Source organism: Tenacibaculum sp. L6, assembly GCF_028823685.1.
Lineage (GTDB): Bacteria > Bacteroidota > Bacteroidia > Flavobacteriales > Flavobacteriaceae > Polaribacter.
Genome location: NZ_JAPEHZ010000018.1, coordinates 17,117 through 38,412 on the forward strand (window position 1 = coordinate 17,117; position 21,296 = coordinate 38,412).

A 21,296-nucleotide genomic window follows, 5' to 3' on the forward strand; every position below is an offset into this window, starting at 1 on the left:
AGACTGCTGAATAAATCATAAACTAAAAAAGCTCGCGATTGCGAGCTTTTTTACTTTAGTTTATCTAAGTTGAATATCTTAAAAACGATATCCTAAATTTATTCCTACTCTAGGTACAACTGGACGAGATTCCGAAGTAAATAAGTTTCTACCTAAACCTCCATAGATATCTACCACAAAACCTCCTGAAGATACATATTTAGATCCAACCGCTACACCCAAAGCTCCATCCGTATATTCTTTGTATTGTTTAAGCGTTGTTCCTTCTACCGTAACCTCTCTTTCACCTGTATTTATTCCCATAAAAACTTCTCCAAAATAATTCCAGTTACTACTATCGCTAAAATAATGACGGAAGAATGGAGTGAACATTTGCTTTTCGTTGTACTTAAAATCAGCCGATCTTTTTTCAAAATTGAACAATGCTGAAATACCGATTGACGAACGTTCTGTTGTATAATATTCGTACGATAATTCTAATGTTTTAAAAGCTAAAGCATCAAATAAATCTGCTTTAATTTCTTGTTGTGCCTGTGCAAAAGAGCTAACAAAAACGACAACTACTAAAAGTATTTTTTTCATATTAAATTTTACTGATTATTTCCTTTTTATACCTATCAAGTATAATACCGCAAACTTACACCTTTTGCTAAAATTGAAACAGCAAAGTATTGTTAAAGGTTATTAAGAACAATTGCAATTGGTGTCGCATTTATTTTTTTTAGCCTTAAAGAAAAACTTTTTCACTAAAAAAATAACCGCTCCTAAAACAACTAAATATGTTAAAACTTCTTGCATTAGCTTAAAATTTGATAGGCTGCAAAAGCAGATAAGTACGCTAAAACACCCATGCTTACTAATTGAACCAATGGCCATTTCCAGCTTTTTGTTTCACGTTTTACAATTGCCAAGGTTGCCATACATTGCATTGCAAATGCATAAAACAACAATAACGACATTCCTGTAGCAAAATTGAATCGTTTTTCACCAGTATCTGGGTTGATTTCTGACTCCATTTTTTGTTTGATAGTAGTTGAATCTTCGCTGTCATCTTCAACACTATAAATGGTAGCTAGTGTACCAATAAATACTTCACGAGCAGCAAAAGAACTAATCAATCCAATTCCTATCTTCCAATCATAACCTAGCGGTTTAACAATAGGTTCAATGGTTTTACCTGCTATTCCAATGTATGAATTTTCTAATTTAGCTGAAGCTATCTTCTTCGATAATTCTTCTTCTGACAACTGCTGATTCGCTACATTTTCAACTACACTTTTTTCTGCATTTTCAAAAGCTGACGGTCCGTGAGATGCTAAAAACCACAATACTATCGAGATTGCTAAAATAATTTTTCCTGCTCCAAAAACAAATGCTTTCGTTTTATCTAATACATCGAAAAATACATTTTTTGCCGACGGTATTTTGTAGTTAGGCATTTCAACTACAAAAAGTGAGTTGTTTTTAATCTTTAATGTTTTGTGTAGAACATACGCCGCTATAATCGCCGCTGCAAACCCTAAAATATACAGTGCTAACAAAGTAAAACCTTGTAAACTTAAAAAACCGAACAATTTAGTATCAGGAATTATTAATGCGATTAAGATAGCATATACTGGTAAACGTGCCGAACAAGTTGTAAACGGTGTTACTAAAATGGTAATTAAACGCTCTTTCCAACTACCAATAGTACGAGTTGCCATAATTGCTGGTATTGCACAGGCAGTTCCTGAAATTAATGGAATTACACTCTTACCACTCATTCCAAATTTACGCATAATTTTATCCATTAAAAACACTACTCTACTCATATATCCTGATTCTTCAAGGATAGAAATAAACAGGAATAAAATGGCAATCTGCGGAATAAAGATTACTACTCCACCAATACCAGGAATCACTCCATCGACAAGTAAGTCGGTGAACATTCCTGCTGGTAGTTGTGCTTTGGTAAACTCAGCAATATCTGCAAATAAACCATCTATAAAATCCATTGGAGTAGACGCCCAATCAAAAATAGATTGGAATATCAGTAGTAATAATCCGAAGAAAATTACATACCCAAATATTTTATGTGTAAAAACTCTATCGAGCTTACTACGTACATCTGTAGCTTTTGATTTATCTACGTGATACGTTTTCTTTAAAATGTTATTTATTTGCTGATACCTATAAATTGTTTCTTTATGTTGATGCTTTTTCTGAGTTGCTTCTTCACTTTCAAACTCCTTTATTTTCTCTTTTTCTACATCAGAAAGTAATGAAGTGTTCTTTTTGGTAAGTAACATCCACATTTCATAGGCTGTAAATTCATCACTTACTAAAGACAGCTTCTTAAAATAATTCGCATCTATTTTTTCTGCTAACTCGTTAAAGTTAGAATGCACTTGCAACGATTCATAATTGGCAATTACGCTTTTTAAATCATCAACTCCTTCATTATTTCTTGCCGACATTAACACTACTTTGGTGTGCAATTCTTTTTCTAAAGCAGGGATATCTATCGAAATTCCTTTACGTTGTAGCTGATCTGCCATGTTTAAAGCCAAAACCGTCGGAATTTCTAAATCTTGAATTTGAGAAAACAGTAATAAGTTTCGCTTTAAGTTTTCAATATCAGCAACCACAACAATCATATCAGGTTTATCATCTCGATGCGCTGTCATCAAAGTTTTTAAAACGATACTTTCGTCTAAAGAAGTTGGGTTGATACTATAGGTACCTGGCAAATCGGTAATCGTTGCGCTTTTACCATTGGGTAGTTTAGAAACTCCTTGTTTTTTATCAACAGTAACTCCTGGATAGTTTCCTACTTTTTGATTTAAACCTGTAAGTTGATTGAATAATGATGTTTTTCCTGTATTCGGATTTCCGATTAATGCTACTTTAATACGATTACTCATCGACTATAATTTAAATATTGATATTTGACAAGCTGTCTCTTTTCGAATTGCTAAATGACTCCCATTTACACAGATGTACATAGGATCTTTTAACGGAGCTATTTGAAGTAATTCAACCTCTGTTCCCGGCAAACAACCCATTTCTAATAACTTTAACGGAATTTTATCTAAACATTCTTCAGATATAATTCCTTTTTCTCCGATTTGTAATGATGCAATTGTACTCAAAAGACACGTATTTTTAGCTAGCAAATATACTAAAATAGAATCATTCTAAACAATATATTGAAACAATATATCATTTACCTACAATCGGTTGTTCTCTTTGTTTGTTATCTTATATTTGTGGTATGACTTTCAACGAAATTATTGGGCAAGAACACATTAAAAAACACTTACAGCAATCTGCTGAAAACAATAGAATTCCGCACGCGCAACTCTTTGTTGGTAAAGAAGGTAGCGGAACCTTACCTATGGCAATAGCCTATGCTCAATACTTGTTGTGTAGTTTTTCAGATAATGCGGAAGCTTGCAATATTAAGTGTAATAAATTACAGCATCCTGACTTGCATTTTGCTTTTCCTGTTACTACAAACGATTCAGTAAAAAAACATCCAGTTAGTAATTTATTTTTAGAAGATTGGAGATCTTTTATCGAAAAACAACCTTACGGAAGTTTGTTTAATTGGCTACAACACATTGGCGTAGAAAACAAACAAGGACAAATTGGAGTTGATGAAGCAGAAGACATTGTAAAAAAACTACAACTAAAATCGTACGAAGGAGGGTTTAAAGTGATGATTATTTGGATGGCTGAAAAAATGAATGTTGCCGCTTCAAATAAATTATTAAAACTGATTGAAGAACCACCAAGTAAAACAGTATTTATTTTAATTACTGAAGATGAAGAGCAAATTATAAACACAATAAAATCTCGTTGTCAAGCTTTACATTTTCCTGTGTTAAGCGAAAGTGATATTGCAACCACTTTAGTGCAACAAAAAGAAATATCAGAGAACGAAGCAATAAAGATTGCTCATCAATCAGAAGGGAATTATAACAAAGCACTACACATTTTAAACAACAATTCAAACGATTTAGTTTTTGAACAATGGTTTATTACTTGGATTAGGGCTGCATTTAGAGCCAAAGGAAATGCCGCTGTTATTCAAGATTTAATTGGTTGGTCAGAAGAGATTTCAAAAACAGGTCGTGAAACACAAAAGCAGTTTTTACAATATTGTTTACAGTTTTTCAGACAAGCCTTATTACTTAATTACGGAACTCCAGATTTAGTTTTTTTAGAAACGCAATCAGCCAATTTCGAATTGTCAAAATTTGCTCCGTTTATCCATAGTGGAAATATCATGACTATTGAAAAAGAAGTAAGTGATGCGCAATACCACATTGAAAGAAACGGAAACGCTAAAATTATTTTATTAGATTTATCTATCAAACTAACACGTTTGTTGCATACCAAAGAAGAAAAACTTCAATCATAAGAATTATGAGAACACAATATTTTATTGCTGCGTTAATTTTCGGAATGTTTTTTGTTGCCTGCAAACAAGAAAAAGAACCTTTATTGAAAGATTATTTGATTGGTAATTGGGAAACTACCTATTTAAAAATAGAATATTTAACAGCTAACGAAACGGATAGCACATCTGTTTTTGAAGACGATTTTAGCAAGCCAACATCAGGAAAAGCACAATCTACCTATAACAACGATGGTACTTTTTCTGCATGGTTCGTACAGCCTGATGGGCAAAAAGAAGGTGAAACGACCGGAAAATGGGAAACTAAAGGAGATAGTTTGTTCGTAGATTATTCATATTTAGGAAATCAGGTGCAAGCTTGGTATACAATAAAAATAGCTGAAAATGGTTTTGAAGCTGCCTCTACATACGATTGGGATAACGACGGTGATAAGGACGATACTTTATCAATGAAAACTAAAAGAATTAAACCATAAAATTGTACATTTTCAATAACATATCGCTACGAATTAGAATATTCTTGTCAATGATACTTTTAGTGTTATTGGCTTCTATTTTAATTGTTTTAGTCACAATTTACCAGTACGATGAACAAACTAAAGATTATAACATCTCAAGGTTTGAACGTAAAGAAGCATCTACAAAACAAGATATAGAAATAGAGTTAAAACGTAGAACAACGTATCCTGTAACTACTCAAAATTTAGCTAAAATATTTCAAGACAGAATTTATGACATTGCTTATGTACATAAACTTACCATTTCAATGTATGACATGGATGGTAATCTGTTAAAGTCTTCTATTCCTTATAATTTCGACAAAAAAGAAGGCAACAATCTTTCTGATGAAACGATTAGAACTCTTGCTAATAACTCCAATCATAAAATCTTAAAAAGTAGAACAGAAAAAGGAGTTACCTACCAGTCTTCTTACTCGTATATTAATGATACTCGTTTTAAACGAATTGGAATTTTAGAATTGCAAATTGCTCAAGACAACGAAGAGCAACAGCACGAACTTCGCGAATTTATTTCACGCTTGTCATTAGTATATTTATTAATGCTCATCATTGCTATTGTTTTAGCTTACTTCTTATCAACATATATTACACGTTCTATTCAAACAATTTCAGAAAAAATTAAAGAAACGCGCTTAAACAAACGCAACGAAAAAATTACGTTGAACTCTGCTAGTTCAGAAATTAACTCGTTAGTAGCTGCCTACAATAATATGATAGATCAGTTAGAAGATAGTGCTGCTAGACTTGCTAAAAGTGAACGTGAGCAAGCTTGGAGAGAAATGGCAAAACAAGTAGCGCATGAAATTAAAAATCCGCTAACTCCTATGCGTTTATCGGTGCAAAGTTTTGAAAGAAAATTTGACCCCAACGATCCAAATATAAAAGAAAAGATGTCTGAATACAGTGAAACTCTTATTCAGCAAATTGATGTGATGAGCTCTATTGCCTCTGCTTTTTCTGACTTTGCTAAAATGCCAACGCAGCGTCGTGAAAAACTAAATGTAGTAGATGTTGTTAAGCATTCACTAGATATTTTTACCGAAGATTATATAGAATATCTTCCGCAAGAAAAAGAACTTTATGCGAGTCTTGACAAAACACAATTGGTACGAATTGTAACTAATTTGGTTAAAAACTCAATACAAGCAATAAAAGAAACGGATAAAAACCCTAAAATTGAAGTAAAAGTGGCTTCGGAAGGAAACAGTGTTAAAATTACGGTTTCTGATAACGGTAAGGGAATTAGCGAAAAAAACAAAGAGCTTGTTTTCGAACCTAAATTCACCACAAAAACAAGTGGAATGGGGCTAGGTTTATCAATTATAAAAAATATTATTGAAGCGTATGACGGATCTATTTCTTTGACTTCAACCAAAGGAGTAGGAACCGTTTTTACCATAATTTTACCAAAAACATAAATAGTATCATGAATTTTGAAAATATTTTAGTTGAGCAAGCTAACGGACTAGCAACTGTTACCATCAACAGACCAAAAAAATTAAACGCTTTAAACAAAGCTACAATTGAAGAATTACACAGTGCTTTTAAAACTTTAGAGAATGATTCAGCAGTTAAAGTAATCATTATTACAGGAAGTGGTGAAAAAGCTTTTGTTGCCGGTGCAGATATTTCTGAATTTGCTCATTTTTCTATTGAAGAGGGAGGAATATTAGCAAAAAAAGGACAAGAAATTTTATTTGATTTTGTTGAAAACTTGTCTACCCCTGTTATTGCTGCTGTTAACGGTTTTGCTTTAGGAGGTGGATTAGAATTAGCAATGGCTTGTCATTTTAGAGTAGCTTCAGACAATGCTAAAATGGGCTTGCCTGAAGTATCTTTAGGGGTTATTCCTGGATATGGAGGTACACAACGCTTACCACAATTAGTAGGTAAGGGAAAAGCTATGGAATTAATTATGACAGCAGGTATGATCTCTGCTGATGAAGCAAAAGAAGCTGGTTTAGTTAACCATGTAACTTCACAAGAAGAATTACTTCCTTTAGCTGAAAAAATTGCCTCTAAAATTATGCGAAATTCATCTGTAGCAATCAGTGCAGCAATTAAAGCTGTTAACGATAATTTTAAAGATGGAGTTAATGGTTTTGAAACAGAAATCACTGAATTTGGAAACTGTTTTGGAACCGAAGATTTTAAAGAAGGAACTACTGCCTTTTTAGAAAAACGTAAACCAGATTTCCCTGGAAAATAATACGCTATATCACACAAGCAAAAAAAGCATCTAACCTAGGTTAGATGCTGCTTTTTTTTCATTAAGGGGATTACATTAATAAATAGGGGGCTTATTAACTGAGACAAATATATATTAAATTCAATAATAGCCAAATTTTAACGTAAATTTTTTATTAAAATAACCATATTTTTACATTATTATTTTAAAAAACACTAAACCTTTCCATTCCACTCATTGTAAAACTGCTGTAAAAAGTCCTCCATGTATGCGTGTCTTTGTGCTGCAATAGCTTTACCTGCTTGTGTGTTCATTTTATCTTTTAATAATAATAACTTTTCATAAAAATGATTAATAGTTGGCGCAGTAGACTTTTTATACTCCTCTTTTGTCATCTTTAAATTCGGAGGAATCTCAGGATTGTACAATTCCCTATTCTTAAAACCTCCATAATTAAAACAGCGAGCAATACCAATAGCACCAATAGCATCTAATCGGTCTGCATCCTGAATTACATCAAGTTCAGGAGAAGTGAACTTTTGTTCAAAATTTCCTCCTTTAAAAGAAATGTTCGTAATTATCTTTTCTATATGAGTAATGATTTCTTCAGGAACCATCTGACTTTCTAAAAATGTTCTCGCTTTTTGCGGCCCAACAGTTTCATCACCATTGTAAAATTTGCTATCCGCTATATCATGTAGTAAAGCTCCTAAGGAAACTACAAACACATCTACCTTTTCATCTTCCGCTATCAACAATGCATTTTTATATACGCGTTCAATGTGAAAAAAATCATGCCCTCCCTCTGCTCCTTTTAAGGTGTCTTTTACAAACTCAATTGTGTTTTGTATTATTTGTTCTTTGTTCATCATATTCCAAAAATAAAAATCCTGCACTTGTAAGTACAGGATTTTTACATATTATTTATGTTTGCTTCTTTCTAAGCTGTAACTGATGACTTTACTAAATTGTTAGCCACTAAATATTCTGCTATTTGAATTGTATTGGTCGCCGCTCCTTTACGCAAATTATCTGCAACAATCCACATATTTAAGGTATTTGGTTGAGATTCGTCTCTTCTGATTCTACCCACAAAAACCTCATCTTTATTATTTGCTAAAATAGGCATTGGATAAACGTTGTTTTGTACATCATCTTGTACAATAACTCCATCTGATTGAGTAAGCAATTCACGAACTTGCTCTAATTCAAAATCGTTTTCAAACTGTACGTTAACCGATTCAGAATGTCCACCCGCTGTTGGAATTCTAACTGCTGTAGCTGTAATACTAAAAGAATCGTCTCGTAAAATCTTTTTAGGTTCTTTTACCAACTTCATTTCCTCTTTAGTGTAACCATTTTCTAAAAACACATCACAATGTGGTAATGCATTTCTTCCAATAGGGTGTGGATAAGCCATTTCTCCTTCAATACCTGCTTCTTCATTGTCTAATTGTTGAACCGCTTTAACACCCGTTCCTGAAACAGATTGGTAAGTAGAAATCACCACACGTTTCATTTTATATTCTTTATGTAATGGTGCCAATGCCATTACCAATTGAATAGTTGAACAGTTAGGATTTGCAATGATTTTATCTTCACTAGTTAGTACATCTCCGTTAATTTCTGGAACTACTAACTTCTTTGTTGAATCCATTCTCCAAGCTGATGAATTATCAATTACAGTTGTACCAACCTCAGCAAATTTAGGAGCCCATTCTAATGAAGTATCTCCTCCAGCAGAAAACAACGCAATGTCTGGTCGCATAGTTACTGCGGTTTCTAAACCCACTACTGTATAATTTGTTCCTTGAAATTCAATTTGATTTCCTACTGAACGTTCTGACGCAACAGGAATTAATTCTGTTACTGGAAAATTACGTTCTGCTAATACTTGTAACATTACATTGCCTACCATTCCGGTAGCTCCTACTACTGCTACTCTCATCTTTTTGCTATTTGAGTATAAAAATTAATTATTTGTATGGTACAAAGGTTTAAAAAAATTAAATTGGTTGTATCTTATTTGTATAAAAAAAAGCGTTAAAGTTTAAAATTACATCACTTTTCATTTAAAAGTCTTGTTTTAAACAGTAAAGCACCTAAAAACTAGCCACTAATCATTTAGTAAATATAATTACAGTTTTAAATGTTTAAGGCTCAATTACCGAGTAAAACGCAAAAAATCAGTACATTTGCACCGATTTTATGCAAAATCAATAAAATATTGTTTAACTTAAAAGGTATAGCATGCAACTGTACAACAAGTTAAGCGCAGAAGAACGCGCTAAATTAATAGACGAAGCGGGTAAAGACCGTATTACTATTTCTTTCTATCGATATTACAAGATAGAAAATCCAACCCTATTTAGAAATAAACTATTCCTAGAATGGAATGAGCTAGAAGTATTAGGAAGAACCTATGTTTCTTATGAAGGAATCAATGCTCAAATTTCTGTTCCTGCTGAAAATTTCAACGCTTTAAAAAAACAATTAGATAGTATTTCTTTTTTAGAGGGAATTCGTTTAAATGTAGCTGTTGAACACGACAATAAATCATTTTTAAAATTAAAAGTAAAGGTTCGTGATAAAATCGTAGCTGACGGATTAAATGACGACACTTTTGATGTAACTAATAAAGGAGTGCATTTATCTGCAAAAGAATTTAACGAAATGTTAGCGGATCCTAATACGGTTTGTGTAGACATGCGTAATCATTACGAAAGTGAAATTGGACATTTTGAAGGTGCTGTAACTCCAGATGTAGATACATTTAGAGATTCGTTAGATATTATTGAAGAAGACTTAAAAAACCATAAAGAAGATAAAAACCTGTTGATGTATTGTACAGGAGGAATTCGTTGCGAAAAAGCTTCTGCCTACTATAAACACAAAGGTTTTAAAAATGTTTTCCAGCTAGAAGGAGGAATTATTGAATATACCCGTCAGGTAAAAGCTGAAGGTATAGAAAATAAATTTTTAGGAAAAAACTTCGTGTTTGATCACAGACGTGCTGAAAAGATTTCTGATGATGTGATTTCTAACTGTCATCAATGTGGAAAACCTTGCGATACACATACCAACTGCGCCAACGAAGGTTGCCACTTGTTATTCATTCAATGTGATGAATGTGCTGAAAAAATGGAAAACACCTGTTCTCCTGAGTGCCAAGACATCATTCATTTATCTTACGAGGAGCAAAAAGAATTACGCAAAGGAAAACACGCGAGCAATAAAATATTCAAAAAAGGACGTTCAGAAGCTTTAAAATATAAGAAGTAATGCAAAAGATTGAATTAATGGCACCTGCTGGTAATTTTGAATCATTACAAGCAGCGTTAGACAATGGATGTGATTCTGTATATTTTGGTGTTGAGCAATTAAACATGCGCGCTCGAGCATCTATCAACTTTACCTTAGATGATTTAGAAGAAATTTCACGCAGATGTTCTGAAAAAAATGTTCGTACCTATTTAACCTTAAATACCATTGTGTACGACCATGATTTATCTATCGTAAAAACCTTAATCAAAAGAGCTAAAGAAGCGAACATTACTGCAGTAATTGCTATGGATCAAGCGGTAATTGCTATGGCTAGAGCTGAAAGTATGGAGGTTCATATTTCTACTCAAATTAATATTACCAACATCGAAACGGTTAAGTTTTATGCCATGTTTGCTGATACTGTAGTTTTGAGTAGAGAATTGAGTTTACGTCAAGTAAAAAAGATTACTGAACAGATTGAAAAAGAAGAAATCAAAGGACCTTCTGGTCGTTTGTTAGAGATTGAAATTTTTGGTCACGGTGCTTTATGTATGGCTGTTTCGGGGAAATGTTATATGAGTTTACACTCGCATAATTCATCAGCAAACAGAGGTGCTTGCAAACAAAATTGCCGTAAAAAGTATACCGTAATTGATCAAGAATCTGGTTTTGAAATGGAATTAGATAATGAGTATATCATGTCTCCAAAAGATTTGTGTACGATTGATTTCTTAGATCAAGTTGCAGATGCTGGAATTAAAGTGTTGAAGATTGAAGGTCGTGGTCGCGCTCCTGAATATGTTGCCAAAGTAATTAAATGTTATCGTGACGCTATTGACAGCTTACACAACGGAACTTACGATAAAGAAAAGGTAATTAACTGGATGCTAGAACTTGAAAAAGTGTACAATCGCGGTTTCTGGAATGGATATTACTTAGGTCAGAAATTAGGTGAATGGAGTAAAGAACCAGGTTCTCACGCTACTCAAAAGAAAGTGTACTTAGGAAAAGGACTACATTATTTTCCTAAAGCTGAAATTGGTGAATTTAAAATAGAAGCATACGATTTAGCTGTGGGTGACACCATTTTAATTACAGGTCCTACCACAGGTGCTCAAGAAATGGAATTAAAAAGCATGTTTGTGAACGATAAAGAAGCACAAACTGCAACCAAAGGTGATGAAGTTACTATGAAATTAGATTTCAGAATTCGCCCATCAGACAAGTTATACAAAATTGTAAAAACTGAATTTGCTAAAAACTAATGGTTGTAATTACCTTACAAAGAAACAAGTGTATTGGCTGTAATTATTGCGTGGAGCTAGCTCCAGCACAATTTCAAATGTCGAAGAAAGACGGAAAATCAGTTTTATTACATTCTACAGAAAAGAAAGGTTTCTTTACCATAAAATCACACGACGATAGTATTTTTGAGTCTTCACACGAAGCTAAAAAAGCGTGTCCTGTGAATATTATTGAAGTAAAACAAGTATAGTTTTTAAGAAAAGAATCAAGACTAACAAAAGCTCTCTTACGAGGGCTTTTGTTATTTTTACACAATGGACTTACAACCTCCTTTTCGTAAAATTATTCATGTGGATATGGATGCTTTTTATGCATCTGTAGAGCAATTGGATAATCCTGAACTAAGAGGAAAACCCGTTGCTGTTGGGGGCAGTGAAATTCGAGGTGTGGTTTCTGCTGCCAGTTACGAAGCCAGAAAGTTTGGAGTACGTTCGGCCATGAGTGGTGTTTTAGCAAAACAAAAATGTCCACACATCATCTTTGTACCTCCTAGATTTGATCGCTACAAAGAAATATCCTCTAAAATCAGGAAGATATTTTACGATTATACCGATTTGGTTGAACCTCTATCATTAGACGAAGCCTACTTAGATGTTACTGAAAATAAAAAGGGGAATCCATCAGCAAGTATGATTGCTCAAGAAATCCGTCAGCGAATTTGGGAGGAACTAGAATTACGAGCATCCGCAGGAATTTCTATTAATAAATTTATTGCCAAAGTAGCTTCCGATATTAACAAACCTAATGGACAAAAAACTATCAATCCAGAAGAGGTTCTTGAATTTCTAGAACAACTCCCTGTAAATAAATTTTATGGCGTAGGGAAAGTTACCGCTGCAAAAATGCATAATTTAGGCATTTTTACAGGCTTAGATTTAAAACAAAAATCGCTGGAAGAACTTTCTAAATTGTTTGGAAAATCTGGAGTACATTATTACCATATTGTTCGAGGAATTCATAATTCAGCAGTAAAACCTAATCGTATTCGAAAATCAATTGCTGCCGAAACTACTTTTAGAGAAAATCTATCATCCGAAGTATTTATGTTAGAGCGGCTTGATAAAATTGCTGATGAATTGGAACGTCGCATGAAAAAATCGAACACCAAAGGAAAAACAGTAACCTTAAAAATCAAATACAGCGATTTTACGCAACAAACTCGTAGTAAAACTACCAATCACTTTCTACAGTTAAAAAAAGAGTTCTACCCTATCGTAAAAGAGTTGTTATATCAAGATACTCTTACCAATTCTGTTCGCTTATTAGGAATTTCTTTTAGTAATTTGAATACAGAAAAAAAAGAACCCGTTTGGGTTCAATTAAAGTTCGATTTTTAAATAATTGGTATTTTTAGTGAAACTTTCGTTCCTCTTTTGTTTCCATTTTCATCGATTACATCTGAATATTCTAATGAAAAATTATTTTTGTATTCATTAGCAAAGTTTTGCAGTCTTTCTTTGGTCAAATCAATTCCTATAGATTTTCTGTTTAGCGATTTATTATTTCTAATTTTCAACGCTGCATCTCTTCCTATTCCGTTATCAACAATGTCTATTTGAATGAATTCATCAGAAATTTTACTTACAGACAAACTCACTTCTTTTTCGCCTTTCTTAGATGACAACCCATGCCAAATTGAATTTTCTAAAAATGGTTGTAAAATTAAAGGCGGTATTTTAATTCTTTCAATATTTACACTAGGGTCAACCTTTTCTATATAATTTATCTCATTTGAAAATCGGATATTTTCAATACTCATGTATAAATTCATGGTTTTTAGCTCTTCACTAAGAGTCACCTCTTTTACTGATGAAGATTCTAAAATACTTCGAATTAACTTTGAAAACTTGTTTAAGTAGTGTACCGCATTCTTTTGTTCGTTGTTAATAACATACAACTTTATTGAATTTAAGGCATTAAAAACAAAATGTGGATTCATTTGAATTCTCAATGCTTCTTGTTCTAGTTTCAATATTTTTTTGTCGTTGTTTAACAAACGTTGTCTGTACATAGAATACAACAATACCCCTAATAATGCTATAGAAACTAAGGCAATGATTAAAACATTTCTGTTTCGAAGTAATTTAAGCTTAGCAATCTCATTTTCTTTTGCTAAGCTTTTAATTTTGTTTCTACTTACCTCATTATCATATTTATTAATAAGGTTGTTTACGTAAGAAATATTTTTGTCATTGAAGGTTTTTCGTTCTCCTTCTATTGCTTTTTTATAAAAATTATATGCTTTTTTAAAATCTCCTTTTTCTTCATAAAATTCAGATAAATACAGGTTAGACTTGTTTATTCCTGAAGGAATTTCATGCTTTTTTGCAATTTCTAATGCTTTTTCGAGGTTCACTTTTGCCTTACCTAAACTATCTAATTTTAATTGGATGTATCCTAAAGTTGCAAAGATCTCTGAGGTATAATACTGATTTCCTATTTCCTCAGAAACAGGAACAACTTCATTTACATAATTATACGCTTCTTCATATTTTCCTTGCATTAATAAAACATCACCTATACTTTTGTGGCATATTACTTTTCCTAAATCTGATTTAATTTCTAAGTTATACGCCAACGATTTTTGATAATGTTCTAATGCTGCATCAATATCTCCTAAATTCTTAAACGCAAATCCTATATTCTGATGATTTATTGCAAGTCCTCTTTTATCTCCCGTTCTACTTTGTATTAAAATAGATTTTTTAAACTTTTCTAATGCTAACTGATATTGTTTTAAGGCTAAGTAGATGTTACCGATACTGTTGTTAGAAATACTAATACTTATTTTAGTATCTATATCTGGTCGTTCAATTTTATCTGCTAGCTCTAAAGCCATTTGATGATAGTTAAGAGCACTCCTAACCTTGTCTTGACGTCTGTAAACTACACCTATTTGATTAAGAGTAACAATCTCAGCATTTACATTATTTATTTTTCTTGCAAGCTCTAAAGCTTTTAAATGGTTTTCTATAGACTTATCAAAGAAGGAGTTATTTCTAAAACTTCTTCCTAATAAGTTATACGCGTAAACTTCTCCTAGCTTATAATTGTTTTTTCTGCTTTCTTTAAAGAGTAAATCGATCTCTTCGCTATCAAATCTACCTCTTTCAAAAAAACGGTACAGCTCGTAATAATTATCAATTTTTTTAATTACCGCTATATGAATGAGACTATCTTTACTTTCTCTATCATTTTGGGTATAACTAGAAAAAATTATAAAAAAAAGAAAAGGGATGATTACTAACTGCTTCATTTACAACTAAAATTTTTCTAAGAAATCTGATTTTCTCTGACGAGACACAGGAATTTTATGATTATTCTCTAACACAACATAGCCATCAGACTTTAAAAACTCTTTAATTTTATTTAGATTGATAATGTAAGAATTGTGTATTCTAAAAAAATGATCTTCAGGAAGTAACGAATCTATTTCTTTCAATTTTTTGGTTACTACAATTTTTTTATTTCCTGAAGTATGTATGGTTGAATAATTTCCGTCAGATTCTACAAACAGAATTTCGTCTTCCGATAAAAAAACCAGTTTTCCATCGGTGTTTATCGTAATTTTTCTTCTGTTGAATTTTTTATTAAAGCTAGATAATATTTTTTCAACCTTTTCTGTATTATTATACTTCTCATGGTGAAGTTTTATTCTACCTATAGTTTCTTCTAAATCATCTGAATCAATTGGTTTTAAAAGATAATCTATTGCCTGATTTTTTAATGCTTTAATAGCATATTCATTATATGCAGTGGTAATTATAATAGCAAAATCTTTGTTATCTAGTTTTTCTAACAACTGAAAACCATCCATCGTAGGCATTTCTATATCTAAAAAAAGACAATCAATATCATTTTCATTAATATATTTAATTGCTTTTTCTGCTTCGGTAAATGTTTCGATAATTTCTATATCTTCATTAAAATTTGACAACTCCCAAGACAACCCTTGTATTGCTTTCGGTTCGTCATCAACTATTACAGCTCTTAACATTGTGTGTACATTTGTACCAAATGTAATAGATAATATCTTAAAAATAAAATATATAGATAACGCTTTATTTAAACCATAACTAAAGAGCTATAGTATCATAAAATAATTACCATTTACACAAAAAAACAAACCATTTATACATCTACCCCCTAAAAACATCTTTTTTCCTCTGATATTTGTAGTGTAATACACAAGGGGAATCATATTGATAAATTGGGGGATTAATCAATAATGATATTAAGTTATGAAACACCGCTTTAACGAGCGGTGTTTTTTTGTATAAATTTTAATGTTCGGTTTATATACAAAAAAAGCTCAACTATTTCTAGTTGAGCTTTTATCTTATCTAATCAGTTAGTTTCTTAAGCCTCGAATGGAGTTACAGAAACGTATGATTTGTTATCTCTTTTCTTTTGGAATTTTACAACACCATCAACTTTAGCGTGTAAAGTATGATCTTTACCCATGTAAACGTTTTCACCTGGATTGTGTTGAGTTCCTCTTTGACGAACAATAATGTTACCTGCAATTGCAGCTTGTCCTCCAAAAATCTTTACTCCTAATCGTTTCGATTCCGATTCACGACCGTTCTTCGAACTACCGACACCTTTCTTATGAGCCATCTTTGTAAGTTTTTAAAGTTAATTATTTACTTAATGCTTCAATTAATTCTGCTTTCTTTAAAGAAGTGTATCCTGAAATACCTTGCTCTTTAGCTAAAGCTTTTAATTCTGCAACAGTCATAGAACTTAAATCGTTAGATTCAGTCTTTGCTTCTGCTTTAGGAGCTTCTTTTTTAGCAGCTGCCTTAACACCAGAAGTAGCAATTCCTTCAATCTGGATTTCAGTTAAATACTGTCTGTGTCCATTTTTTTTCTTGTAACCTTTTCTTCTTTTCTTTTTGAAAACGATTACTTTATCACCTTTTAAGTGACCTAAAATCTTTGCAGTTACTCCTGCACCTTCTATAGCTGGGGCGCCAATTGTAACGTTTCCGTTCTCTTCAACAAGCATTACTTTATCAAAAGTTACTTTTGATCCTTCTGCCTCTTGTAAACGGTGTACGTATACTTTTTGGTCTTTTGCTACTTTAAACTGTTGCCCTGCTATCTCTACGATTGCGTACATACTATTTGTTTTGCGTTTATACTTTTATTCACACTTTCTTATTGAAAATGCGGGTGCAAATATACGTTTTTTACTTCAAGAAACAATCTATTCATCAGAAAATTACTCTCTTAACGCAAATTTTATCATTTCTCATCCTAATTCTGTAACAAAACAAATAAGTTAACGTCACATATACTAATTAAAAACAAATTAAAATTAAATTTCAATCAATGAGAAAAAGAGTTATCACTCTAGCTTCAGCTTTATTAGTAGGTTTTTCTGCTAATGCACAAAAAGTGGAGTTTGAAGAATACGATTTAAATAACGGAATGCACGTTATTTTACATCAAGACAGTTCTGCACCTGTAGTTACGGTAGCGGTTATGTACCATGTTGGATCGAAAGATGAAGAAACTGGAAAGACAGGAATGGCGCATTTTTACGAGCATTTATTATTCACAGGAACAAAAAATATTGGTCGTGGTGAATGGAATAAAATTGAAGCTGCCAACGGTGGAACAGGAAATGCAAATACCAACTGGGATAGAACTTACTACTACGAAACTTTCCCTTCTAACAACTTACAGTTAGGTTTATGGATGGAGTCTGAGCGTTTATTACACCCAATTATCGACCAAAAAGCAGTTGATACACAAAACGAGGTTGTAAAAGAAGAAAAGCGTCAACGTATGGATAATGCTCCTTATGGAAAAATCATTTACGGAGATGTTTACAACCACATTTTTGACAAGCACAATTACGGTAGACCAATGATTGGTTACATTAAAGATTTAGATGCTGCTACTTTAGCAGAATTTCAAGATTTTTACAACAAATGGTACATGCCTAACAATGCAGTGTTAGTAGTAGCTGGTGATTTTGAAAAAGCTAGTACTAAAAAAATGATTAAAGATTATTTTGAGCCAATTCCTGCACGTACACTTGCTAAACGTGTAAAAGTTGTTGAGCCAGAAAGAACTCAAGAAAAAAGGGTTAAAGAATACGATACTAACATTCAATTACCAGCTCTTTTATTAGCCCACAAAACTCCTTCTATGAAAGAAAGAGATTCTAAAATTTTAGATGTTATTTCTACTATTTTAAGTGACGGAAGAAGTTCTCGTTTATACAAAAAGTTAGTTGACGATAAGAAAAAAGCCTTACAAGTATTCTCTTTTGCAAGAACTTTAGAAGATTACAGTGTGTACAATATCGGTGCGATTCCTTTAGGAGAAACTTCTTTAGATGATTTAATTAAAGAAATGGATGAGGAAATTGAAAAATTACAAACGGAATTAATTTCTGATAGAGATTTACAAAAAGTGCGTAACAAGTTCGAAAATCAATTCGTTGCTTCAAACTCAAGCATTGAAGGTATTGCAAACTCTTTAGCTAGAAACTACATGTTAGTAGGTGATACCAATCAAATTAATAAAGAATTGGAAGTTATCAACTCTATCACCAAAGAAGAAATTAGAGACGTAGCTAAAAAATACTTAGCTAAAAATCGTCGTGTTGTTATCGAATATTTACCAAAAAAGAAATAATCATCTAAACTGAATTTTAATGAAAAAAATATTTTCAATAATCACAATATTATTTCTATCATTAACTGTTTCAGCACAGATTGATAGAACCCAACAACCAAAACCAGGACCTGCTCCTAAAATTAATTTAGGAACTCCTAAAAAATTCACATTACCTAACGGATTGCGAGTTTTAGTGGTTGAAAACAACAAATTACCTAGAGTAACTGCAACTTTAACGATAGACAATCCACCAATGTCTTTTGGAAACAAAAAAGGAGTTGAAGGTTTGTTAAGCGGAATGTTAGGTACTGGATCTACAAATACTCCAAAAGCTAAATTTGACGAAGAAGTTGACTTTTTAGGAGCAAACATCTCTTTTTGGAACGAAGGTGCAAGAGCAAGCTCATTATCAAAATACTTTCCAAAAGTATTAAACTTAATGGCGGATGCTGCTTTTAACCCTGTGTTTACTCAAGAGGAGTTTGACAAGCAAATGAAGCAAGCTCTTGACGGAATTAAATCGAACGAAAACAACGTTGCTGCTATTGCTGGTAGAGTAGAAAGTGCTTTAATCTATGGTAAAAATCACCCTTATGGAGAATTTACAACAGAAGAAACCTTAAAAAATGTTACGCTTCAAGATGTAAAAGATTTATACAACAACACGTATAAACCAAACAATGCGTATTTAATTATTATTGGTGATATTACTTTTAAGGATGCAAAATCTCAAGTTGAAAACTTATTCAACGGATGGAAAAAAGGAGAGTTAACAGCTCAAACCTTACCTAAAGTTGAAAACCCTGCAACTACTGAAATCAACTTTATCGATATGCCAAATGCTGTTCAGTCAGAATTAGCAGTTGTAAATGCTGTTAATTTAAAAATGGGTGATAAAGATTACTATGCTGCTTTATTAGCTAACCAAATTCTTGGTGGTGGTGGTACTGGTAGATTGTATAAAAACCTTCGTGAAGATAAAGGTTATACTTACGGAGCTTACTCAGGAATTGGAGCTGACAGATACGCATCTCGTTTTAAAACTTCAGCATCGGTAAGAAACATGGTTACGGATAGTGCTATGGTTGAAGCGATGAAAGAAATCAACAAAATTCGTTACCAAAAAGCGACTCAAGAAGAGTTAGATATTGCGAAAGCAAAATACATTGGAAGCTTTGTTCGTAATGTTGAAAAACCTCAAACTGTAGCGAATTACGCATTAAATATTTTAACAAATAACTTACCTGAAGATTATTACCAAAACTATTTAAAAAACATTAACGCTGTAACGCTAGACGATGTTCAAAATGCAGCTATTAAATATTTTAAAGGCGATAAAGCTCGTATTATCATTACTGGTAAAGGAATTGATGTTTTAAAGAATTTAGAAAAAACTGCTGATTACAAAATCAACTATTTTGATAAAAACGGAAATCCTACTGAAAAGCCTGCAATGAAAAAAGCAGTTCCTGCTGGCGTAACTAAAGAAACTGTACTTAACAAGTATTTTGATGCTATTGGTGGTACTGATAAAATTAAGAGCTTAAAAACAACCATGGTTGTTTACGGTACAGAAATGCAAGGAACAAAAATTGAAAGCACTGAAAAAAGAAATGCTACACATTATGCTAATACAACAGCAATGAATGGAAACGTTATGATGAAAGTTGTAATGGATAAAAGTGCTGTAAAAATGAACGGACAAGCGTTACCTCCTGCTATGGCAAATGATATGACGCAACTTTTAGGAGTTTTTCCTGAAATTGGTTTGTTAGCTAATGCTGATGCTAAATTAACAGGTATCGAAACTATTAACGGTAAAGAAGTATATGTAGTTGCTAAAAAAGGAGCTGTTGTTTCTACTTCTTTTTATTATGATGTTAATAATGGTTTAAAATTAAAAGAAACCCAAACAATTAACATGGGTGGACAAACACAAAACCAAGAAGCTTTATACAGTGATTATAAAGATTTTGGTGGAGTAAAGTTTGCTACTAAAAAAACAGGAAGTTTAGGCCCACAAAAAGTACAATTCATTTTAAAAGAGGCTAAAATCAACGAAGGAGTTACTGACGCTGATTTTCAATAATAAGCAAACTTTTTAGTTTAAAATTAAGAGAACCAAGACGTAAGTTTTGGTTCTTTTTTTGTAAAAACTAACCTCTTACACCTAACCACCGACTACTAAAAAACCTACTTCGCTTTGTTCACCAACCAAACACCTAATAAAATTATTCCGCCAGCAAAGAACTGTGTAAAACTTAATTTTTCACCATCAATAACGCCCCACATAACCGCCACCACAGGTATTATGTACGTTACAGAAGAAGAAAATACAGGTGAAGAAATATGAATGAGTTTATTAAATAACACTTTAGCTATTCCTGTTCCAAAAATGGCTAAAACAGCTACATAACCTAAGGCATTTGTCGTCGTTGACGTTACTTCAAACGTTGAGAAAAAACCAGAAAATGTCAATACCAATAATGCTGGAATCGATAACAACAGAAAATGTCCTGTCGTAATTGCCAAAGCATCTAAATCTGACAAGTATTTTTTAATCATATTTACATTAAAGGCATACCCTACAGAAGCAATAATTACTAACAAAGCATACCAATAATTTTGATTCGGATTTAGTTCTGCTCCTTTTAAAATCAATACCAACGTACCTATTAATCCGACTAAAATTCCAATAAGTTGTTTCTTTTTAAAAGCAAAACCAAACACCAATGCCCCAAACATAAATGTATTAAAAGGCGTTAAGGAGTTTAAAATAGCTGCGATAGAACTATCAATTCCATTAATGGCAAAAGCAAACAAAAAGACCGGAAAAAAAGTTCCTAAAGCGGCGGTTATAGCAATATACTTCCAATGTCTTTTTTCAATTTTCCTAACACTTTTAAACCCTATTAACAATAAAAAAACTGCTGAAATTAACATTCGTAAAGCTCCTACTTGTACTGGGGTTAAACCAATA

The 21,296-nt window shown here is 32.4% G+C and carries 20 protein-coding genes; 10 read left to right on the forward strand and 10 right to left on the reverse strand.

Features of this window, described 5'->3' with window-relative positions; genetic code table 11:
* Positions 1-78: 78 nt before the first annotated feature.
* From OU788_RS05445 to OU788_RS05460, 3 genes are all read right to left on the reverse strand, one after another.
* Entirely contained in the window at positions 79-582 is a 504-nt protein-coding gene (locus tag OU788_RS05445) for a DUF3575 domain-containing protein (RefSeq protein ID WP_274634216.1), read from the reverse strand.
* A gap of 215 nt (positions 583-797) precedes the next feature.
* Positions 798-2,903, reverse strand: coding sequence for a ferrous iron transport protein B (gene feoB / locus OU788_RS05455; protein WP_274634218.1), 2,106 nt, complete (start codon positions 2,901-2,903; stop codon positions 798-800).
* Positions 2,904-2,906: 3 nt separating this feature from the next.
* Positions 2,907-3,131, reverse strand: coding sequence for a FeoA family protein (locus OU788_RS05460; RefSeq protein WP_274634219.1), 225 nt, complete (start codon positions 3,129-3,131; stop codon positions 2,907-2,909).
* Positions 3,132-3,253: 122 nt separating this feature from the next.
* Here OU788_RS05460 and OU788_RS05465 point away from each other — a divergent pair, with 122 nt between their 5' ends.
* From OU788_RS05465 to OU788_RS05480, 4 genes are read left to right on the forward strand one after another with little or no spacing between them, the layout of a single operon-like run.
* Entirely contained in the window at positions 3,254-4,405 is a 1,152-nt protein-coding gene (locus OU788_RS05465; protein WP_274634220.1) for a DNA polymerase III subunit, read from the forward strand.
* 5 nt (positions 4,406-4,410) lie between these two features.
* A complete protein-coding gene (locus OU788_RS05470) occupies positions 4,411-4,878 on the forward strand; it encodes a hypothetical protein (RefSeq protein WP_274634221.1) in 468 nt (155 codons plus the stop codon).
* Between the two features lie 50 nt (positions 4,879-4,928).
* Positions 4,929-6,341, forward strand: a complete 1,413-nt coding sequence (locus tag OU788_RS05475) for a sensor histidine kinase (RefSeq protein ID WP_274634222.1) — start codon at positions 4,929-4,931, stop codon at positions 6,339-6,341.
* Between the two features lie 8 nt (positions 6,342-6,349).
* Complete coding sequence (locus tag OU788_RS05480; protein WP_274634223.1) at positions 6,350-7,132, forward strand: enoyl-CoA hydratase/isomerase family protein; 783 nt, start codon at positions 6,350-6,352, stop codon at positions 7,130-7,132.
* 194 nt (positions 7,133-7,326) lie between these two features.
* On the opposite strand, the gene OU788_RS05485 is transcribed toward OU788_RS05480, so the two are convergent.
* Both OU788_RS05485 and OU788_RS05490 read right to left on the reverse strand, forming a co-directional pair.
* Entirely contained in the window at positions 7,327-7,980 is a 654-nt protein-coding gene (locus tag OU788_RS05485) for an HD domain-containing protein (protein WP_274634236.1), read from the reverse strand.
* 71 nt (positions 7,981-8,051) lie between these two features.
* A complete protein-coding gene (locus OU788_RS05490; RefSeq protein WP_274634224.1) occupies positions 8,052-9,059 on the reverse strand; it encodes an aspartate-semialdehyde dehydrogenase in 1,008 nt (335 codons plus the stop codon).
* 302 nt (positions 9,060-9,361) lie between these two features.
* Here OU788_RS05490 and trhO point away from each other — a divergent pair, with 302 nt between their 5' ends.
* The 4 genes from trhO (at position 9,362) to dinB (ending at position 13,017) form a co-directional block, all read left to right on the forward strand.
* The gene (gene trhO, locus OU788_RS05495; protein WP_274634225.1) at positions 9,362-10,393 is read left to right on the forward strand and encodes an oxygen-dependent tRNA uridine(34) hydroxylase TrhO; all 1,032 of its coding nucleotides are present in this window, start codon (positions 9,362-9,364) and stop codon (positions 10,391-10,393) included.
* Positions 10,393-11,640 (forward strand): peptidase U32 family protein, encoded by a 1,248-nt coding sequence (locus tag OU788_RS05500; protein WP_274634226.1) that lies wholly within the window; start codon positions 10,393-10,395, stop codon positions 11,638-11,640. Before trhO ends, OU788_RS05500 begins: the two co-directional genes overlap by 1 nt.
* Positions 11,640-11,870: a ferredoxin gene (locus OU788_RS05505; protein WP_274634227.1), complete on the forward strand. Its 231-nt coding sequence runs from the start codon at positions 11,640-11,642 to the stop codon at positions 11,868-11,870. The genes OU788_RS05500 and OU788_RS05505 overlap by 1 nt, the downstream gene beginning before the upstream one ends.
* Positions 11,871-11,934: 64 nt before the next feature.
* Positions 11,935-13,017, forward strand: coding sequence for a DNA polymerase IV (gene dinB / locus OU788_RS05510; protein WP_274634228.1), 1,083 nt, complete (start codon positions 11,935-11,937; stop codon positions 13,015-13,017).
* Here the strand turns inward: dinB and OU788_RS05515 are convergent.
* From OU788_RS05515 to rplU, 4 genes are all read right to left on the reverse strand, one after another.
* Positions 13,014-14,936: a tetratricopeptide repeat-containing sensor histidine kinase gene (locus OU788_RS05515; protein ID WP_274634229.1), complete on the reverse strand. Its 1,923-nt coding sequence runs from the start codon at positions 14,934-14,936 to the stop codon at positions 13,014-13,016. The two genes, dinB and OU788_RS05515, sit on opposite strands and share 4 nt — an antisense overlap.
* 6 nt (positions 14,937-14,942) lie before the next feature.
* Positions 14,943-15,677: a LytR/AlgR family response regulator transcription factor gene (locus OU788_RS05520; RefSeq protein ID WP_274634230.1), complete on the reverse strand. Its 735-nt coding sequence runs from the start codon at positions 15,675-15,677 to the stop codon at positions 14,943-14,945.
* Positions 15,678-16,039: 362 nt separating this feature from the next.
* A complete protein-coding gene (gene rpmA, locus OU788_RS05525) occupies positions 16,040-16,300 on the reverse strand; it encodes a 50S ribosomal protein L27 (protein WP_028891690.1) in 261 nt (86 codons plus the stop codon).
* 22 nt (positions 16,301-16,322) lie between these two features.
* Complete coding sequence (gene rplU / locus OU788_RS05530) at positions 16,323-16,805, reverse strand: 50S ribosomal protein L21 (RefSeq protein WP_274634231.1); 483 nt, start codon at positions 16,803-16,805, stop codon at positions 16,323-16,325.
* A 212-nt stretch (positions 16,806-17,017) separates the two neighbouring features.
* Between rplU and OU788_RS05535 the strand changes: the two genes are divergently transcribed.
* A complete protein-coding gene (locus tag OU788_RS05535) occupies positions 17,018-18,334 on the forward strand; it encodes a M16 family metallopeptidase (protein WP_274634232.1) in 1,317 nt (438 codons plus the stop codon).
* Positions 18,335-18,353: 19 nt separating this feature from the next.
* Complete coding sequence (locus OU788_RS05540; protein ID WP_274634233.1) at positions 18,354-20,405, forward strand: M16 family metallopeptidase; 2,052 nt, start codon at positions 18,354-18,356, stop codon at positions 20,403-20,405.
* A 104-nt stretch (positions 20,406-20,509) separates the two neighbouring features.
* Here the strand turns inward: OU788_RS05540 and OU788_RS05545 are convergent, their stop codons facing one another.
* On the reverse strand, positions 20,510-21,295 hold the full coding sequence (locus tag OU788_RS05545; RefSeq protein ID WP_274634234.1) for a DMT family transporter: 786 nt from the start codon (positions 21,293-21,295) through the stop codon (positions 20,510-20,512).
* Between the last annotated feature and the right edge of the window lies 1 nt (position 21,296).

Coding starts and splice junctions, on each gene's coding strand:
- rplU (WP_274634231.1), bottom strand. CDS start 16,805: ATGTACGCAATCGTAGAGATAGCAGGGCAACAGTTTAAAGTAGCAAAA.
- OU788_RS05485 (WP_274634236.1), bottom strand. CDS start 7,980: ATGAACAAAGAACAAATAATACAAAACACAATTGAGTTTGTAAAAGAC.
- feoB (WP_274634218.1), bottom strand. CDS start 2,903: ATGAGTAATCGTATTAAAGTAGCATTAATCGGAAATCCGAATACAGGA.
- OU788_RS05480 (WP_274634223.1), top strand. CDS start 6,350: ATGAATTTTGAAAATATTTTAGTTGAGCAAGCTAACGGACTAGCAACT.
- OU788_RS05505 (WP_274634227.1), top strand. CDS start 11,640: ATGGTTGTAATTACCTTACAAAGAAACAAGTGTATTGGCTGTAATTAT.
- OU788_RS05500 (WP_274634226.1), top strand. CDS start 10,393: ATGCAAAAGATTGAATTAATGGCACCTGCTGGTAATTTTGAATCATTA.
- OU788_RS05535 (WP_274634232.1), top strand. CDS start 17,018: ATGAGAAAAAGAGTTATCACTCTAGCTTCAGCTTTATTAGTAGGTTTT.
- OU788_RS05475 (WP_274634222.1), top strand. CDS start 4,929: ATGATACTTTTAGTGTTATTGGCTTCTATTTTAATTGTTTTAGTCACA.
- dinB (WP_274634228.1), top strand. CDS start 11,935: ATGGACTTACAACCTCCTTTTCGTAAAATTATTCATGTGGATATGGAT.
- OU788_RS05470 (WP_274634221.1), top strand. CDS start 4,411: ATGAGAACACAATATTTTATTGCTGCGTTAATTTTCGGAATGTTTTTT.
- trhO (WP_274634225.1), top strand. CDS start 9,362: ATGCAACTGTACAACAAGTTAAGCGCAGAAGAACGCGCTAAATTAATA.
- rpmA (WP_028891690.1), bottom strand. CDS start 16,300: ATGGCTCATAAGAAAGGTGTCGGTAGTTCGAAGAACGGTCGTGAATCG.
- OU788_RS05515 (WP_274634229.1), bottom strand. CDS start 14,936: ATGAAGCAGTTAGTAATCATCCCTTTTCTTTTTTTTATAATTTTTTCT.
- OU788_RS05520 (WP_274634230.1), bottom strand. CDS start 15,677: ATGTTAAGAGCTGTAATAGTTGATGACGAACCGAAAGCAATACAAGGG.
- OU788_RS05540 (WP_274634233.1), top strand. CDS start 18,354: ATGAAAAAAATATTTTCAATAATCACAATATTATTTCTATCATTAACT.
- OU788_RS05445 (WP_274634216.1), bottom strand. CDS start 582: ATGAAAAAAATACTTTTAGTAGTTGTCGTTTTTGTTAGCTCTTTTGCA.
- OU788_RS05465 (WP_274634220.1), top strand. CDS start 3,254: ATGACTTTCAACGAAATTATTGGGCAAGAACACATTAAAAAACACTTA.
- OU788_RS05490 (WP_274634224.1), bottom strand. CDS start 9,059: ATGAGAGTAGCAGTAGTAGGAGCTACCGGAATGGTAGGCAATGTAATG.